The sequence below is a fragment of the Caballeronia sp. LZ001 genome (assembly GCF_031450875.1).
In the GTDB taxonomy this organism is placed as follows: Bacteria; Pseudomonadota; Gammaproteobacteria; order Burkholderiales; family Burkholderiaceae; genus Caballeronia.
Genome location: NZ_JARTVX010000004.1, coordinates 4,358,882 through 4,375,205, shown reverse-complemented (window position 1 = coordinate 4,375,205; position 16,324 = coordinate 4,358,882). Strand labels below are relative to the sequence as shown.

15 protein-coding genes are annotated in these 16,324 nt (G+C 61.5%); 7 read left to right on the top strand and 8 right to left on the bottom strand.

All coding sequences use genetic code 11. The features are described 5' to 3' along the window. Nucleotides 1-81: 81 nt before the first annotated feature. Nucleotides 82-1,186, top strand: a protein-coding gene (prfB, locus tag P9292_RS31510) for a peptide chain release factor 2 (protein ID WP_244825612.1) whose coding sequence is annotated in 2 segments (ribosomal slippage) — nucleotides 82-162 and nucleotides 164-1,186 — 1,104 coding nt in all. Because the reading frame shifts where the segments join, the coding sequence is not laid out codon by codon here. Nucleotides 1,187-1,275: 89 nt separating this feature from the next. Next, nucleotides 1,276-2,802: a lysine--tRNA ligase gene (gene lysS / locus P9292_RS31505; protein ID WP_309962886.1), complete on the top strand. Its 1,527-nt coding sequence runs from the start codon at nucleotides 1,276-1,278 to the stop codon at nucleotides 2,800-2,802. A gap of 49 nt (nucleotides 2,803-2,851) precedes the next feature. Here lysS and P9292_RS31500 read toward each other — a convergent pair whose 3' ends face one another. The 3 genes from P9292_RS31500 to P9292_RS31490 form a co-directional block, all read right to left on the bottom strand. Further along, nucleotides 2,852-4,444: a TrkA C-terminal domain-containing protein gene (locus tag P9292_RS31500; protein ID WP_309962884.1), complete on the bottom strand. Its 1,593-nt coding sequence runs from the start codon at nucleotides 4,442-4,444 to the stop codon at nucleotides 2,852-2,854. A gap of 67 nt (nucleotides 4,445-4,511) precedes the next feature. Then, nucleotides 4,512-5,690, bottom strand: a complete 1,179-nt coding sequence (locus P9292_RS31495; RefSeq protein WP_309962882.1) for an acetate/propionate family kinase — start codon at nucleotides 5,688-5,690, stop codon at nucleotides 4,512-4,514. Nucleotides 5,691-5,698: 8 nt separating this feature from the next. Beyond that, nucleotides 5,699-6,637, bottom strand: coding sequence for a phosphate acetyltransferase (locus tag P9292_RS31490; protein ID WP_250465192.1), 939 nt, complete (start codon nucleotides 6,635-6,637; stop codon nucleotides 5,699-5,701). Between the two features lie 796 nt (nucleotides 6,638-7,433). On the opposite strand from P9292_RS31490, the gene P9292_RS31485 reads away from it, so the two are divergent. Then, a complete protein-coding gene (locus P9292_RS31485; RefSeq protein WP_309962880.1) occupies nucleotides 7,434-8,183 on the top strand; it encodes a glycine zipper 2TM domain-containing protein in 750 nt (249 codons plus the stop codon). A 146-nt stretch (nucleotides 8,184-8,329) separates the two neighbouring features. Here P9292_RS31485 and pssA read toward each other — a convergent pair whose 3' ends face one another. From pssA to P9292_RS31460, 5 genes are all read right to left on the bottom strand, one after another. Continuing rightward, nucleotides 8,330-9,196 (bottom strand): CDP-diacylglycerol--serine O-phosphatidyltransferase, encoded by an 867-nt coding sequence (gene pssA / locus P9292_RS31480; protein ID WP_244825623.1) that lies wholly within the window; start codon nucleotides 9,194-9,196, stop codon nucleotides 8,330-8,332. A 14-nt stretch (nucleotides 9,197-9,210) separates the two neighbouring features. Next, a complete protein-coding gene (locus P9292_RS31475) occupies nucleotides 9,211-9,855 on the bottom strand; it encodes a phosphatidylserine decarboxylase (protein WP_244825625.1) in 645 nt (214 codons plus the stop codon). A 213-nt stretch (nucleotides 9,856-10,068) separates the two neighbouring features. Beyond that, entirely contained in the window at nucleotides 10,069-11,085 is a 1,017-nt protein-coding gene (gene ilvC / locus P9292_RS31470; protein ID WP_244825627.1) for a ketol-acid reductoisomerase, read from the bottom strand. Between the two features lie 61 nt (nucleotides 11,086-11,146). Continuing rightward, nucleotides 11,147-11,638, bottom strand: coding sequence for an acetolactate synthase small subunit (ilvN, locus tag P9292_RS31465; protein ID WP_035939651.1), 492 nt, complete (start codon nucleotides 11,636-11,638; stop codon nucleotides 11,147-11,149). Nucleotides 11,639-11,745: 107 nt separating this feature from the next. Continuing rightward, complete coding sequence (locus P9292_RS31460; RefSeq protein ID WP_309962878.1) at nucleotides 11,746-13,509, bottom strand: acetolactate synthase 3 catalytic subunit; 1,764 nt, start codon at nucleotides 13,507-13,509, stop codon at nucleotides 11,746-11,748. 388 nt (nucleotides 13,510-13,897) lie between these two features. Between P9292_RS31460 and P9292_RS31455 the strand changes: the two genes are divergently transcribed. Genes P9292_RS31455 through P9292_RS31440 form a run of 4 tightly spaced genes read left to right on the top strand, consistent with a single transcriptional unit; the run spans nucleotide 13,898 to nucleotide 16,248 of the window. After that, the gene (locus P9292_RS31455; RefSeq protein WP_244825631.1) at nucleotides 13,898-14,461 is read left to right on the top strand and encodes an RNA polymerase sigma factor; all 564 of its coding nucleotides are present in this window, start codon (nucleotides 13,898-13,900) and stop codon (nucleotides 14,459-14,461) included. After that, nucleotides 14,458-14,916 (top strand): DUF3619 family protein, encoded by a 459-nt coding sequence (locus tag P9292_RS31450; RefSeq protein ID WP_309962876.1) that lies wholly within the window; start codon nucleotides 14,458-14,460, stop codon nucleotides 14,914-14,916. The genes P9292_RS31455 and P9292_RS31450 overlap by 4 nt, the downstream gene beginning before the upstream one ends. 52 nt (nucleotides 14,917-14,968) lie before the next feature. Beyond that, a complete protein-coding gene (locus P9292_RS31445) occupies nucleotides 14,969-15,727 on the top strand; it encodes a DUF3106 domain-containing protein (protein ID WP_309843605.1) in 759 nt (252 codons plus the stop codon). After that, nucleotides 15,724-16,248: an RDD family protein gene (locus P9292_RS31440; protein ID WP_309962874.1), complete on the top strand. Its 525-nt coding sequence runs from the start codon at nucleotides 15,724-15,726 to the stop codon at nucleotides 16,246-16,248. The genes P9292_RS31445 and P9292_RS31440 overlap by 4 nt, the downstream gene beginning before the upstream one ends. The last annotated feature ends 76 nt before the right edge of the window (nucleotides 16,249-16,324 follow it).

Genomic DNA, 16,324 nt, shown 5'->3' with positions numbered 1-16,324 from the left:
CCGCCGGAACGGCCCGCTCGAAGCGGGAAAACCCGGTCGATCGGCTATAATTGCACCTTTTTACGAAGCCGAAGATCGACAATGGAAGCGGAACGTCTCAACGCGATCGAAAGCCTTCTGGCCGACCTGCGCCGTCGCGCGGGCGAGCTACGGGGGTATCTTTGACTACGACGCCAAGTCAGCGCGTCTAGCCGAAGTCAACAAAGAACTCGAAGACCCGAACGTCTGGAACGACTCGAAGAACGCGCAGGCGCTCGGTCGTGAGAAGAAGCTGCTGGACGGCGTGGTGTCGAAACTCACCGCGCTCGACAACGACCTGCGCGACGCCAGCGATCTCTTCGAGATGGCGCACGAGGAAGGCGACGAAGAAACGCTCGTCGCCTGCGAAACCGACGCGGAAGCACTGCGAGTGCGCGTCGAAGACACGGAATTTCGCCGGATGTTCTCGAACCCGGCCGACCCGAACAATTGCTTCATCGACATCCAGGCGGGCGCGGGCGGCACCGAGGCGTGCGACTGGGCGTCCATGCTGCTGCGCCAGTATCTTCGCTATTGCGAGCGCAAGGGCTTCAAGACCGAAGTGCTCGAGGAATCCGAAGGCGACGTCGCCGGCATCAAGAGCGCGACCATCAAGGTGGAAGGCGAATACGCCTACGGCTATCTGCGTACCGAGACGGGCATTCACCGCCTCGTGCGCAAATCGCCGTTCGACTCGTCGGGCGGGCGGCATACGTCGTTCTCGTCGGTGTTCGTGTATCCGGAAATCGACGATTCGATCGAGATCGAAATCAATCCCGCCGATATCCGCACGGACACGTATCGCGCTTCGGGCGCGGGTGGCCAGCACATCAACAAGACCGACTCCGCGGTGCGTCTCACGCACGCGCCGACTGGCATCGTCGTGCAGTGCCAGAACGACCGCTCGCAGCACCGCAACCGCGCGGAAGCCATGCAGATGCTGAAGGCGCGTCTCTACGAATTCGAGATGCGCAAGCGCCAGGCCGAACAGGACAAGCTCGAATCGAGCAAGACCGATGTGGGCTGGGGCCATCAGATCCGCTCCTACGTGCTCGACCAGAGCCGCGTGAAGGACCTGCGCACCAGCGTGGAAATGAGCAACACGCGCGCCGTGCTCGACGGCGACCTCGACGACTTCATCAGCGCGAGCCTGAAACAGGGCGTTTGAGTTTCGCGGCGCGGATCCCGGCTTTCGGTATCCGCGCTTTCGTTTGGCCCTCGCCGCGCCGCATCCCACCGTATCGAAAGCTACACATCATGACCGAACCGACTCAAGCGGGCGCCGCGCCCGAACTGGAAGAAAACCAGATCATCGGCGAGCGTCGCGACAAATTGCGCGCGCTGCGCGAGCAAGGCGTCGCTTATCCGAACGACTTTCGTCCGACGCATCAGGCCGCCGCGCTGCAAGGCGAATTCGCCAATACCGACAAGGAAGCACTCGAAGCCAATCCCCTGCCCGTGGCGCTTGCCGGCCGCATGATGCTCAAGCGCGTGATGGGCAAGGCCAGCTTCGCGACGGTCCAGGACGGCAGCGGCCAGATCCAGTTCTTCATCACGCCCGCCGACGTCGGCGCCGAGACTTACGACGCCTTCAAGAAGTGGGACCTGGGCGATATCGTCGCCGCGCGCGGCGTCCTGTTTCGCACGAACAAGGGCGAACTGTCGGTGCGCTGCACGGAACTGCGCCTGCTTTCGAAGGCGCTGCGTCCGCTGCCCGACAAGTTTCACGGCCTTGCCGATCAGGAAATGCGCTATCGCCAGCGTTATGTCGATCTGATCGTCACGCCGGAGTCGCGCAAGACCTTCATGGCGCGGACCAAGGCGGTCACGTCCATTCGCAATTTCATGGCGCAGGCGAGCTTCATGGAAGTCGAAACGCCAATGCTGCACCCCATTCCGGGCGGCGCGGCGGCCAAGCCTTTCGTTACGCACCACAACGCGCTCGACATGCAGATGTTTCTGCGCATCGCGCCGGAGCTGTATCTGAAGCGGCTGATCGTCGGCGGCTTCGAGCGTGTGTTCGAGATCAATCGTAATTTCCGGAACGAAGGCGTGTCGCCGCGACACAACCCGGAATTCACGATGATGGAGTTCTACGCCGCATACACGGATTATCACTGGCTCATGGACTTCGTCGAGCAACTGATCCGCCAGGCGGCAATCGACTCGCTCGGCACCGCGAGCATCACGTATCAGGGCCGCGAACTCGATTTTTCGAAGCCGTTTCATCGGCTGACGATCAATCAGGCTATTCAAAAATACGCGCCGCAATACACCGACGCGCAACTCGGCGACGCCGCGTTCCTGCGCACGGAATTGAAAAAGTTCGGCGTGGATACGACGCAACCGGCGTTTTTGAATGCGGGCATTGGCGCATTGCAATTGGCGCTTTTCGAAGAGACGGCCGAATCGCAACTGTGGGAGCCGACATATATCGTCAATTATCCAATCGAAGTGTCGCCGCTCGCGCGTGAGTCGGACAGCGTGGCGGGCATCACGGAGCGCTTCGAGTTGTTCATCACGGGCCGCGAGATCGCCAACGGCTTTTCCGAATTGAACGATCCGGAAGATCAGGCCGCGCGCTTTCAGAAGCAAGTCGATCAGAAAGACGCTGGCGACGAAGAAGCCATGTTTTTCGATGCCGACTATATTCGCGCGCTCGAATACGGCATGCCGCCGACAGGCGGCTGCGGAATCGGCATTGACCGGCTGGTGATGTTGCTGACCGACAGCCCGAGCATCCGCGACGTCATTTTGTTCCCGCATCTGCGTCGCGAGGACTGAACTGAGTGGCGCTGACAGTGATGTCAGCGCTGTCTTGCAGCGCTTCTGATCAATGCCCCATCAACACGGCGGCAATCTGCGCGAACAGAATTTTCAGAATGGTCATCGACGGGAAAATCATGGCATAGCCGATATCCGGTTTATCGGTTGGCGTCACGCGATTGGCAAACGCGAGAATGGCGGGATTTCCCGTAGCACCGCTGAGAACGCCAATGGTGGTATCGAACGGCAGCTTGAAAATCACCAAGCAGAAAAACGCCGTCACGAGCACTAACGCAATCAGAATCACCGCGCCGTAAAGCAGGAGCGAAGCACCCGTCGCCCCTACTTCGGCAAAGAATTTCGGTCCGGAAGCAATCCCGACTTGTGCCAGAAAAATGGTCAACCCGAAGTTCCGCAGAACCAGATTCGCCGACAATGGCACGCTCCAGATAAATGGCCCCGAGCGACGAATCTTCCCGAGATAAAGCGCGGTCAGCAGCAGCGCCGCAAGCCCGAGCGTCAGTTTCCCCACGCCGGGCACGGGAATCGGAATCATGCCAATGAGCAAGCCAATCGCGGCGCCAACGCCAATCGAGATGAAGCTGAGTTCGGCCGTCCCTTTGATCGAGTCGCCGAACAGTTTGCGAACCGCTTTGGCATGCGTCCGATTCACCAGCAACCCGACCCTGTCTCCGGATTCCAAAATCAGATCGACGTGAGGCAACATATCGGCGTCGCCTCTGCGCACATGAGCAATCGAGCAGACGACGCCATCGGGAAATCGAATGTCCCCAATGCGCTGCCCGGTCATGACCCGGCTCGATACGAACACGCGCAGGTAATCCAGATCTTCCCGATGCCGCGTGATTCTGCCCGGCTGAACCTCGCCGATGAGTGTGGCCGCCTCCTCCAGCGCGGCCGGCTCCAATGCCGTTGCCAGCAGGACATCGCCGGTTTGCAGAACGAAATCCGCGGTCGGCAGCCGGTTGCGATGCGCGCGGCGAACGGCGGCAATGGTCACGCCATCCGGCAACTCCGCATGAAGTTCGACTGCGCTGAGACCGACGAGCGCGGGATTTTGCAGGGCGATCTCCGCCGTCTCGATGTTGCTTTCGGGCGGCGCCTCGATCTTCACTTTGAGCAACGCGCCGAGGGCGTAGATCATCAGTATCGGACCGGCGACGCCGAATGGATAAGTCACGCTGTAGCCCACGGCGGCGCCATCGCTATGCAAGGTTGAGATCACGGCTTGCAACGTCGCCGTACTGGTTCCCGAGCCCGCGAACAAGCCGAGCGTTTCGTCGAGCCTGAGACCGAACGCCGGCACCAGCGAAAGCGACACGAAACCCGCCGCGACGACGCCAAGCGCCGCTGCCGCGTTGGCCCGCAATCCTTCCGCGCTCGTCAGTCCCTTGAAGAAATGCGCGCCGTATTGAATGCCGATGCCGTACAGAAACAGCAACAAGCCGAGCGTGCCGAGCAGCGCGGGCGGCAAGGCTTTCGGCGCGAATCCGCCGATTGCCAAGCCGACGAAAAGCACGGCCCCCGATCCGAGCGAGACGCCTTTGAGGCTAATCTCGCCAATCACGTAGCCGAGCGCGATCGTGAGGAACAACGTGAAGAGCGGCTGAGCTTCGAGCAGCGTCCTGATTGCGTTCATAACGTCCTCTTGTCGATGTCAGCCGCGCCACGCATCGTCTTTCCGCTGGCAATGCGCCCGCCGACGTTCAGCCTCCCAGCAGCCTTAACGCGTGACGGGCAATCATCAATTCTTCGTTCGTCGGGATGACACAGACATCGACTGCGCTCGTCGAATCGTCGATGCGCCGTTCGTGGCGTGCATTGGCCTCGTCGTCGAGCGATACGCCGAGCCATGCCGCCGCGCGCCCCACGCGCTCGCGCACGGGCGCCGCACGTTCGCCGATGCCGCCGGTAAACACGAGCGCATCGAGCCCGCCGAGCGCGGCCGCAAGCGAGCCGAGTTCGCGCGAGATTCGATAGCAAAACAGATCGACCGCTTCGGCGGCAGCGGGTGCATCGCTCGCGAGCAGCGTGCGCATATCGCTGGAAATACCCGACACGCCGAGCAGACCGGAGCGCTTGTAGAGCAGCGTCTCGATGGCATGGGCGTCCATGCGCGCTTCCTGCATCATCCATAGCAGCACGCCGGGATCGATGCTCCCGCAGCGCGTGCCCATGACGAGCCCTTCGACGGCCGTGAAGCCCATCGTATTGGCGACGCTCTTGCCTCGATCGAGCGCCGTCATGCTCGCGCCATTGCCAAGATGAAGCACCACGCTCTTGCCATTGGCGGCCTTCGCGCTGTATTGCGGCAGAACGCTCGCGATGTACTCGTACGACAGCCCGTGAAACCCGTAGCGCCGCACGCCGCGTTGCGTGATCTCGGGCGGCAGCGCGAAGCGCGTTGCCGATGCGGGCTGCGTATGGTGGAAGGCCGTATCGAAACATGCGATTTGTGGCACCTGCGGATTGCGCGCTCGTATCGCGCGGATCGCTGCGAGGTTATGCGGCTGATGAAGCGGTGCGAGCGGAACGAGCGCTTCCAGTTGCGCGAGCACGTCCGTATCGACGCGCACCGGCGCTGCAAATCGTTCACCGCCATGCACCACACGATGACCCACGGCAAGCAGTTTCGCGCCGGAAGAGCGTTCACGCAGCCAGTTCAGCAAGAACGTGATCGCATTGTCGTGCCCGAGTTGTTCGCCTTCGGGCCAAAGCTTTTCGTCGATGAGTTCGCCGTTCGGCCGCCTGGCCTCGAAGTACGGCTTGCCGTAGATCTCTTCGAGCTTGCCGCCGGCGACAGGATCGAGGCTGCCTTCCGTCTCGACGTATGCATGAAACTTGATGCTGGACGACCCCGCGTTGATGACCAGAACGACGTCCATACATCCCTCTAGACGATCGCGGCTGAAGGATTCTCGCGCCGCGCGAGCGCTACGAGCGAGGCCACCGCGCATGACGCGAGCCGCGTCATGATCGAATCCGCACGGCTCGTCAGGATGATCGGCACCTTCGCGCCCAGCACGATGCCCGCTGCATCCGCGCCAGCGAGAAACGACAGGCTTTTTGCCAGCAGGTTTCCGGATTCGAGGTCCGGCACGACGAGCACGTTCGCGCGCCCCGCCACCGGTGATTCGATCCCCTTGATCCTTGCGGCTTCCTCGCTGATTGCGTTGTCGAGCGCGAGCGGGCCGTCGAGAATGCCGCCCGTGATCTGCTGGCGATCGGCCATCTTGCAGAGCGCGGCGGCATCTAGCGTCGAGGGCACCTTCGAATTCACGGTTTCCATCGCGGAAAGAATCGCTACCCGCGTCTCGGCAATGCGCAATGCGTGAGCGAGATCGATGGCGTTCTGCACGATGTCGCGCTTCTGGTCGAGCGTCGGTGAGATGTTGACGGCGGCGTCGGTGATGATCAGGGCGTTTTCGCGGCCGGGAACATCCATCACGAAACAGTGGCTCACGCGCCGCCCGGTGCGCAAGCCGTTACGCGTGACCACCGCGCCCATCAGTTCGTCGGTGTGCAGCGAGCCTTTCATCAGCGCTTCCGCGCGCCCTTCATGCACGAGCTGCACCGCGACTTCCGCCGCCGCGTGGCTGTGCGGAACGTCGATGATGGGTAGATCGCCGAGATCGAGATTGCACTCGCTGGCGACCGCTTCGAGTTTGCTGCGCGAGGCCACGAGAATCGGCGCGACGAGCCCGAGCCGCGCCGCTTCGATGATGGAAGACAGAGAGTCGTGATCGCATGGATGAGCGACCGCGGTCGGCAGCGGCGGCAAAGTGCTGGCGAAAGCGAGCAGCCGCTCGTATTTTTCGCGTTTGAATTCCATTTCATGCCCTCGATTGGCGTGAACTGCTGGCGCTTGGCGATGCACGATGAGTCGAGCACCGGCATCGATGTGCGTCGTGTGACTGCTTCGCGCCGCTGCCACGTTCGATCGTGCTGCCGCTTCTCGCCGTGCCGGATCGTGGCCACGGAGCGTCTCTCTGTGCGGGTCTCGTAATCGACGGGAGGCATCGATCCTCGCGTCTACCTTCGCGCGGCTGGGTCAGCATACGCTGCGCGAATTCGCCGGAACACACTCGGTTAGAGAACGGCCGACGCGCATCTCTGAAACGATCAGCATGGCGAATAAACGCGAAACGGCATCGACGATTGGTTATGTCGATGGGGCTTCTTGCGTCGTTATGTTGCGAGCGATTTAGCGTTTTGCCGGGCGGTTACGGCAATGGCATTCCACGCGTTACGCGAAGACTTTCTCTTTGTGTGATGCGCAACGCGGGAACAAGAAACCGTTCAAGAAGTGGCGGCGCCTACGCGCGAGGAGCGCCCCGCTGACGATCAGCTTATTTCCAGCCGTTTTTGCCCGAGGCATCATCTTTTTGTAACTCCTGGTAAAGGTCGAGCGGGTCTTCGTCGCGTCAAATCGCCTTCGGACAGGGCGGATCACGTTTGGCATTATTTGTGCTTTCCACTTTGTGCCTAGCGGTCGAGCATTTGTTACAACCGCTTAAGCACGAAATCCGGGTTTCCCCGAAAATCGTATTGCACAGACGGCATCGGCAGTATGCCGCTTATATTCAGCGCATCCGCGCTCCCAAAGCCTCGGTACGGAGGTCCAAAAAATGGATAACGGGAACAGTAAATTTACGCCGGCCACTTCGCCCTCGACAGGCAGTGGTCAACCGCCACAACGGCGTCTGCATCCGCTCATCGCCACGGCGGCGGGCGCGGTGATCGTCGCGAGTCTCGTGGCCACGGCTGCGATGACGGGAATCTTCCCGCGCGCATCGAGCAATTCGGCGGATACAGCGCAGACACAGGCGGCAGCCGTCGGACAGCAGCAACCCAGCGCTGCGCAACAAGCCGCACAGCAGCAAGCGGCGCAACAAGCACAACAGCAGGCAGCGCAGCAACAAGCCGCTCAACAGCAAGCCGCGGAACAAGCCGCGCAGCAACGGGCGGCCCAGCAGCAAGCTCAGCAACAGCCGCCTGTTCAGCAACCGTCGTATGCACAACAGCCTCCCGCGCATCCGGCTTATTGCTCGACCTGCGGGACGGTTGAAGCGATCTCCGCCGTTCGTCAGGAAGGACACGGTACCGGCATCGGTGCGGTGGGCGGCGCGGTGGCGGGTGGCGTCGTCGGCAACCAGTTCGGCCGTGGTGGCGGACGTACCGCAATGACGCTCCTTGGCGCGCTCGGCGGCGGTCTGGCAGGGAATTCGGTCGAGAAACACGTTCGCAGCGAGACGGACTATTTGGTGCGCGTGCGGATGGAAAACGGCAAGACGCGCTACTTCACGTATAAGCAGCAACCGCCGTTCGGCGAAGGTCAACGCGTACGTGTGCAGAACGGCACGTTAGTGGCAGGTTGAGCCGTTCGCGAACACCGGCACTAGTCGCGTCGACTCGCGACAATATCCGCGCGCGCTGTTTGTCCTTGGACACTGTCGGTAAGCAAAAAGGCGGCGATCTTTCAAATCGCCGCCTTTTCTTTTTCTCACGATGACAGTGATGCCCCTTAACCATCCCGCTGCGAGCTACGCGCCGGGTTCGGCCGCCCGCGTATCGCCATATAGCCCCACCAGACGTAGCCCGAAAAGCCGTACAGAACGAAGAGGCAAAACAGCATGACCGGCGGATCGGACGACACCAACACGAACGCCACCACGACGAGCAACACGCCCGCGAATGGCACGCGATACCGCACATCCAGCGCCTTGCCGCTGTAGAACGGCGCGTTCGATACCATCGTCACGCCCGCATAGACAGTAAGTGCAAAGGCCACCCACGGCAGCCACACGAGCTTGAGCGGCACGCGGTTATCGGTCGCGAGCCACACGAAGCCCGCGATCAACGCAGCCGCGGCCGGACTCGGCAAGCCCTGGAAATAGCGCTTGTCGACCACGCCCACGTTCGTATTGAAGCGCGCAAGCCGCAACGCCGCGCCGGAGCAATACACGAAGGCCGCGAGCCAGCCCCAGCGGCCGAGATCCTTCAAAACCCATTCGTACATGACGAGCGCCGGCGCGACCCCGAACGACACCATGTCCGAAAGACTGTCGAACTGCTCGCCGAACGCGCTCTGCGTGTGCGTCATGCGCGCGACGCGTCCGTCCATGCCATCGAGCACCATCGCGACGAAAATGGCGATGGCCGCGATCTCGAAGCGAACGTTCATCGCCTGGACGACAGCGAAGAAGCCGCAAAAAAGCGCCGCCGTGGTGAACGCGTTAGGCAGGAGATAAATGCCGCGTTTGCGCAGGAACTGCTGCCGTTTGGCGCGCCGCGTTTCCACGGCACCGACGTCCTGCGCGGCCTTGTTGCGCCGGAAGGCGCGCGGAGTCGCGCCGTTCATACGGTTACGGCGCGGTTTGAATGCCGCCATCGAAACCCCCGGCGTTATTCCGCGAACTCGGCGAGGATCGTCGACGATGCGGACACTTTCTCGCCAATCGAGACACGCGGACGGCTACCAATCGGCAGATACACGTCGACGCGCGAACCGAAACGAATGAAGCCATAGCGCTGACCGCGCGTGAGCGGCTCGCCCACATGCACGTAGCAGAGAATACGTCGTGCGATGAGGCCCGCGATCTGCACCGACGTCACGGTATGACCGCTCGCCGTCTGCAAGACGATGGCATTGCGCTCGTTCTCCGTCGATGCCTTCTCGACCGCCGCATTCAGATACGCGCCCGGGAAGTACTGAACCTTGCTGATGGCGCCATCGACCGGCGAACGCTGCGAATGCACGTTGAAAACGTTCATGAACACGCTGATCTTGAGCGCCTCACGGCCCGCATACGGATCATGCGCAGTTTCGACCGCGACAATGCGCCCGTCGGCCGGACACAGCACGGCGTTGGCCTGCGCGGGAATGGGACGCGGCGGGTCGCGAAAAAACTGGACGACGAAGATCACGATCAGCCAGAAAATCCAGGCGAAGCCGAAGCCGCCGAGCGCCTGCACGAGAATCGCAACGACGGCCGCGATGGCGATGAACGGCCAGCCTTCGCGGGCAATGATCGGATGAGGATAGTTCATGAACGAGTTCGATGTTTTATTAAAACCGTAGGATAGCAAAAGCCGCCCGGAGCACAGGGCATCCGGACGGCTTTAGTTTCAGCAAGAAACGTGCTGCAAACATCGATCTCCACGCATGCGAAGAAAATGGCGCAAGCAGCAGGCCCCTCGGAAACGCGGTCTATCTCCACGCAAACGGAGAAGGGGCAAGTTACGAACCCCTCGAAGCGAGACTTAGTTCTTCGACTGATCGACCAGCTTGTTCTTCGCGATCCACGGCATCATGGCGCGCAGCTTCTCGCCGACCTGCTCGATCTGATGCTCGGCCGTCAGACGGCGACGCGATTGCAGCGTCGGCGCGCCAGCGCGGTTTTCGATGATGAAGCTCTTCGCGTATTCGCCGGTCTGGATGTCTTTCAGCACGGCCTTCATCGCCTTCTTCGTTTCTTCCGTGACGATGCGCGGACCCGTCACGTACTCGCCGTACTCGGCGTTGTTCGAGATCGAGTAGTTCATGTTGGCGATACCGCCTTCATAGATCAAGTCGACGATCAGCTTCAGCTCGTGCAGGCACTCGAAGTACGCCATTTCCGGCGCGTAGCCCGCTTCCACCAGCGTTTCGAAGCCAGCCTTGATCAGGTCCACCGTGCCGCCGCACAGCACGGCCTGCTCGCCGAACAGGTCGGTTTCGGTTTCTTCGCGGAAGTTCGTTTCGATGATGCCGGCACGTCCGCCGCCGTTGGCCGCCGCATACGACAGCGCCACGTCGCGGGCCGAACCCGACTTGTCTTGTGCCACCGCGATCAGGTGCGGCACACCGCCGCCTTGCTGATACGTGTTGCGCACGGTGTGGCCCGGCGCCTTCGGCGCGATCATGATGACGTCCAGATCCGCGCGCGGGATCACCTGGCCGTAATGCACGTTGAAGCCGTGCGCGAACGCCAGCGCCGCGCCTTCCTTGGCATTGGCGTGGACTTCGTTCTTGTAGACTTCGGCGATCTGCTCGTCGGGCAGCAGCATCATGACGACATCCGCGCCCTTCACGGCTTCGGCCACTTCCTTGACCTTGAGGCCCGCGTTCTCGGCCTTGCTCCACGAAGCACCGCCTTTACGCAGGCCGACCGTCACGTTCACGCCGCTTTCCTTCAGGTTCAGCGCGTGCGCATGGCCTTGCGAGCCATAACCGATGATGGTGACTTGCTTGCCCTTGATGAGGGAGAGGTCGGCGTCTTTGTCGTAGAAAACTTTCATGGTGGTTCCTTGAGGTCTGTCTCCGCGCAGGCAGAGAAAACTAGTCGAAATGAGTGTAGGTTTAAACCTTCAGAATGCGCTCGCCCCGGCCGATGCCGGAACTGCCCGTGCGAACCGTTTCCAGAATGGCCGTGGCGTCGAGCCCCTGAATGAACGCGTCGAGTTTGTCGGATGCGCCCGTCAGTTCCATCGTGTAGGTCTTTTCGGTCACGTCGATGATGCGGCCGCGGAAGATATCCGCCATGCGCTTCATCTCTTCGCGTTCCTTGCCGACCGCTCTTACCTTGATGAGCATCAGCTCGCGCTCGATGTGGGCGCCCTCTGTCAGGTCGACCACTTTCACCACCTCGATCAGGCGGTTCAGGTGCTTCGTGATCTGTTCGATCACGTCGTCCGAGCCAATCGAGACGATGGTCAGCCGCGACAGCGAACTGTCTTCGGTCGGCGCCACCGTCAGCGTTTCAATGTTGTAGCCGCGCGCGGAAAAGAGCCCGACGACACGCGATAACGCGCCCGGCTCGTTTTCCAGCAGTACGGAGATGATGTGTTTCATGTCTTTTCCCGAGGTTTATCCAGTTGGCGTCTGCTTCGAAAAACCCGTGCGCGGCGCTCGTCCTTTGTGAAGACGGGTGCGCCCGGGCCTCGCGAGTCAAAGCCGCGTTATAGATCTTCCGAGCCGAGCAGCATTTCCGTGATGCCCTTGCCTGCTTGCACCATGGGAAATACGTTTTCGGTGGGATCGGTCTGGAAGTCGAGAAATACGGTGCGATCTTTCAGGCGCAGCGCTTCCTTCAGCGCCGGCTCGACGTCCGCAGTCTTTTCGACGCGAATGCCGACATGCCCATACGCTTCGGCGAGCTTCACGAAGTCAGGCAGCGCGTCCATGTAGGAACTGGAATAGCGCTTCTTGTATTCGATCTGCTGCCACTGGCGCACCATGCCGAGATAGCGGTTGTTGAGCGAGATGATCTTGACGGGCGTGTTGTACTGCTTGCACGTCGAGAGCTCCTGAATGCACATCTGGATGGAGCCTTCGCCCGTGATGCAGACCACTTCCTCGTCGGGAAAAGCCATCTTCACGCCCATGGCTGCCGGCAAGCCGAAACCCATGGTGCCGAGACCGCCCGAGTTGATCCAGCGGCGCGGCTTGTTGAACGGATAGAACTGCGCGGCCCACATCTGATGCTGGCCGACATCCGAACAGACGAAGGCGTTGCCGTCGGTCAGTTCATGCAGCTTCTGGACGACATATTGCGGCTTGATGATCTCGCTTTTGCGGTCGTAAGCGAGGCAGTCTTTCGAGCGCCAGCCTTCGATCTGGTCCCACCACGACTTGAGCGCCTGCGTGTCCGGGCCGTGTTCCGCCGTCTGCAACTGCTCGATCAACTCCTTCAGCACTTCCTTCACGTCGCCGACGATGGGAATGTCCACCTTCACGCGCTTGGAAATGGACGAAGGATCGATGTCGATGTGGATGATCTTGCGCGGCGACGATGCGAAGTGCGCCGGGTCGCCGATCACGCGGTCGTCGAAGCGCGCGCCAATGGCGATCAGCACGTCGCAGTTCTGCATGGCCATGTTGGCTTCGTACGTGCCATGCATGCCGAGCATGCCGAGGAATTTCTTGTCGCTCGCGCGGTAACCGCCCAGACCCATCAGCGTGTTGGTGACCGGATAGCCCAGCAAATCGGCGAATTGGTTCAGCTCGCGCGATGCATCCGCGAGAATGATGCCGCCGCCGGTATAGATATACGGGCGCTTGGCCGAAAGCAGCAGTTGCACCGCCTTGCGGATCTGGCCGGAGTGGCCCTTCGTCACCGGGTTATACGAACGCAGCGACACGCTCTTCAGCGGTTCGTACTTGCACGACGCCTTCGACACGTCCTTCGGAATGTCGATCAGCACCGGACCGGGGCGACCCGTGCGAGCAATGTAGAACGCTTTCTTGACGGTGGCGGCGAGATCGCGCACGTCCTTCACGAGGAAGTTGTGCTTGACGCAGGGCCGCGTGATGCCGACGGTGTCGCACTCCTGGAACGCGTCGAGGCCGATGGCCGCGGTCGGAACCTGCCCGCTGATGATGACGAGCGGAATGGAGTCCATATAGGCCGTGGCAATACCCGTCACCGCATTGGTGACGCCGGGGCCGGAAGTCACGAGGCACACGCCCACGTTGCCGGTCGAGCGCGCATAGGCGTCGGCGGCGTGTACGGCGGCCTGTTCGTGGCGCACGAGAATGTGCTGGATCTGGTCCTGCTTGTACAGCTCGTCGTAGATGTAGAGTACCGAGCCGCCGGGATAGCCCCAAATGAACTCGACCTTCTCGTCAGCGAGCGCGCGCATGAGCACGGTGCCGCCGATGGAGTCAGCTTCGTGAGGGGGAGTCGTATCCGACGTGGAGAATTCCGCGCTGGGCATGTTCATTCATCACCTTTCGAATTTTCGGCAAAAAATTGATCGGGTGCTCTCTGCCGGGCTTGTGGCTCGGGTTCAAGCGGCGCGTCTTGAATTGACTGGCGTGCTTCTTGGGCTCGCCTCAAAGCAGACATTTCACTTTATGATGCGAGTCGGAAAATGTAGCCCGGCGCGCGCAACGGGTCAAGAAAAAAGTTTCGGAAATCTCCGATCCGACGCTTTTCGGAAAAAGCTCAGATTTAGCACAACGTTTGACGCTTGGAGCAGCGAGTACGTAAATCGGGCAACAAATCGTCCCAAATCCTCCCGGCGTGGCGAAAATTTGCTAGCATCCGCAGGTTTTCCTAGAACCCACGATCCCTTTCGACGCAAATTCGTTGCGCCGGGCTCCCAACGGATGGCATCAGACAAGGAACTTGCCGATTTCCTGGCGGGCGTCGAACGACGCGCGTTCAAACAGACCGTGTACACCGTCCGCGACGACGACGCGGCGCTGGACATCGTGCAGGACGCCATGATCAAACTGGCGGAAAAATACGGTGACAAGCCGCCTTCCGAGCTTCCGCTGCTTTTCCAGCGTATCCTCCAGAATGCGACGCACGACTATTTCCGTCGCCAGAAGGTGCGGAACACGTGGGTCAGCCTCTTTTCGTCCTTCGGAAACGCGGACGACGACGAGTTCGACCCGCTCGAATCCTTCGAATCACAAGACGGCGCACTTGGCAGCGAGAGCAGCGAGAACAAACTGGAACGCGAACAGGTACTCAACCTGATCGACGCGGAAATCCAGAAATTGCCGGCACGTCAACGAGAAGCCTTTCTCATGCGTTACTGGGAAGATATGGATGTCGCAGAGACGGCCGCCGCCATGGGCTGCTCCGAGGGCAGCGTCAAAACGCATTGTTCACGCGCCACGCACGCCCTCGCGCACGCCCTGAAAGCCAAAGGGATCACGCTATGAGTTCCGTTCTTGATTCAAAGGAAAACGAGTTCGCGCTGAAGGTAGTTCGCGCGCTGGACGAAAGTACATCGACTATTCCGGCCGCCGCGGTCGACCGGCTCGCCGAGGCGCGCCGGGCTGCTATCGCGCGCAAGAAGCCGGAGAAGGTCGCCCTTGTCGCGCCCGCGTTCACGCCGGCTTTGGCCGGAGCAGGCGCGAGCCTCTCGGCGGGCGGCGCGGGTCACGACGGCTCCGAGACGCGAGGGCCGAAGGGCCCGTTCGCGCGGCTCGGCGGCTTCGGCCTCGTGTGGCCGGTGTGCGCGCTGGCTATTGGTCTGGCTGGCATCGCTTACTGGGAAGATCAGGAGCGCCGTGCCGAACTTGCCGACATCGACGCGGCCATGCTCTCCGACAGCTTGCCGCTCGACGCCTATCTCGACCACGGCTTCAACGCATATTTGACGCGTAATCACTGACGCGTATTATCGAATCTTTCAACTGACATCAAACCTGGCGGGGAGTTTTCGGGTGAGTTACAAGCGCGGTCTCGCGATTGTCTTTAGTTGCGCGATTGCGAGTCTGGTCGCATTCGCCGCGACTTATCCGCGCTTTTACCCGGCCACCGCCGCCTTGCTCTCGACCGCCGCCGCGCCCAACGGCGCAAGTTCGGGCGCCGATTCCGGCCTTTCGCTTTCGGCGCTCTCTTCCGGCAGTCCGCTCTCGTGGAATCGTCTCACCGAAGCGCAGCACGTCGCGCTCGCGCCGTTCTCCACGCAATGGGATTCCTTCAGCGAAGAGCGCAAGCAAAAGTGGCTGAAGATCGCATCGCGCTATCACCGCATGTCGCCCGAGGCGCAAAAGCGTCTGCATCAGCGCATGGAGGAATGGACGCGCATGACGCCGGACCAGCGCAAAGTCGCGCGCGAGAACTATCAGGTTTCAAAGTCCGTCGCGCCGGAGAATCGCGAAAAGGCGTGGGATGCTTACCAGAAGCTTTCCGAAGAGCAGAAGAAAAAGCTCGCCGCCACCGAGCGCACGCGCCGTCCCACGGTCGTCAGCGCGCCGCCGACCGGCAAGAGCGAAGTGAAGGACATCAACCGGCTCGTGGCCGCACGCGAGCAAGGCCACGGCGCGGGACATGCCGAAGGCGGCTCCGGTGCGCCGGCTGCATCGCCTTCTTCCACCTCAACCGCCACGCCCGCGATTCCCAACGCCACGAGCGTCGTGCCGGCAACGCCGATTCCCGTCTCCCCGCAGCAAGCGCCTTCCATGTACAACGGCTCATGAGCGCGTCCGCTTCCACCACCACGCCTCTCTCGCCGCTCCACGCGCCCACGCTGCGCCGCCGGCTCGCGACGATGGTCTACGAAGGCGTCATCCTGTTCGGCGTGGTGTTCATCTCCGGATATTTGTTCAGCACGCTCACTCAGCAGAAAAACGGCCTTACGCATCACAACTGGCTGATGACGTGGATCGGTCTCGTGCTCGCCGCGTATTTCGTGTGGTTCTGGACCCACGGCGGCCAGACGCTGCCAATGAAAACCTGGCGCCTCAAATTGGTCGATGCCCACGGTGAGCCCGTCACGCCTGGCCGGGCTCTCGCGCGCTACGCGCTCGCGTGGCTGTGGTTCCTGCCGCCGCTCGCGCTGCATCCGCTGCTCGGGCTCGCCGTGCCGCAGACGCTCGCCGTGTTCGCGGCCTGGATCGCGCTGTGGGCGGCCGCCGTCCGGCTCGATCCGGCGCGGCAGTTTCTGCACGATCGCCTGGCTGGCACGCGCATCATCATGGCGCCGGCTCCCTACAAGTAATAAGAACTTCTCGTGACTGTCACGGCTCGGTCACGGCCGCATGGCGCAATGCGCATATCGAAACCCGATACGCGAG

Excerpts from the sequence above, each read along its gene's own strand:
- lysS (WP_309962886.1), top strand. The coding sequence starts at position 1,276 with ATGACCGAACCGACTCAAGCGGGCGCCGCGCCCGAACTGGAAGAAAAC.
- P9292_RS31500 (WP_309962884.1), bottom strand. The coding sequence starts at position 4,444 with ATGAACGCAATCAGGACGCTGCTCGAAGCTCAGCCGCTCTTCACGTTG.
- P9292_RS31495 (WP_309962882.1), bottom strand. The coding sequence starts at position 5,690 with ATGGACGTCGTTCTGGTCATCAACGCGGGGTCGTCCAGCATCAAGTTT.
- P9292_RS31490 (WP_250465192.1), bottom strand. The coding sequence starts at position 6,637 with ATGGAATTCAAACGCGAAAAATACGAGCGGCTGCTCGCTTTCGCCAGC.
- P9292_RS31485 (WP_309962880.1), top strand. The coding sequence starts at position 7,434 with ATGGATAACGGGAACAGTAAATTTACGCCGGCCACTTCGCCCTCGACA.
- pssA (WP_244825623.1), bottom strand. The coding sequence starts at position 9,196 with ATGGCGGCATTCAAACCGCGCCGTAACCGTATGAACGGCGCGACTCCG.
- P9292_RS31475 (WP_244825625.1), bottom strand. The coding sequence starts at position 9,855 with ATGAACTATCCTCATCCGATCATTGCCCGCGAAGGCTGGCCGTTCATC.
- ilvC (WP_244825627.1), bottom strand. The coding sequence starts at position 11,085 with ATGAAAGTTTTCTACGACAAAGACGCCGACCTCTCCCTCATCAAGGGC.
- ilvN (WP_035939651.1), bottom strand. The coding sequence starts at position 11,638 with ATGAAACACATCATCTCCGTACTGCTGGAAAACGAGCCGGGCGCGTTA.
- P9292_RS31460 (WP_309962878.1), bottom strand. The coding sequence starts at position 13,509 with ATGAACATGCCCAGCGCGGAATTCTCCACGTCGGATACGACTCCCCCT.
- P9292_RS31455 (WP_244825631.1), top strand. The coding sequence starts at position 13,898 with ATGGCATCAGACAAGGAACTTGCCGATTTCCTGGCGGGCGTCGAACGA.
- P9292_RS31450 (WP_309962876.1), top strand. The coding sequence starts at position 14,458 with ATGAGTTCCGTTCTTGATTCAAAGGAAAACGAGTTCGCGCTGAAGGTA.
- P9292_RS31440 (WP_309962874.1), top strand. The coding sequence starts at position 15,724 with ATGAGCGCGTCCGCTTCCACCACCACGCCTCTCTCGCCGCTCCACGCG.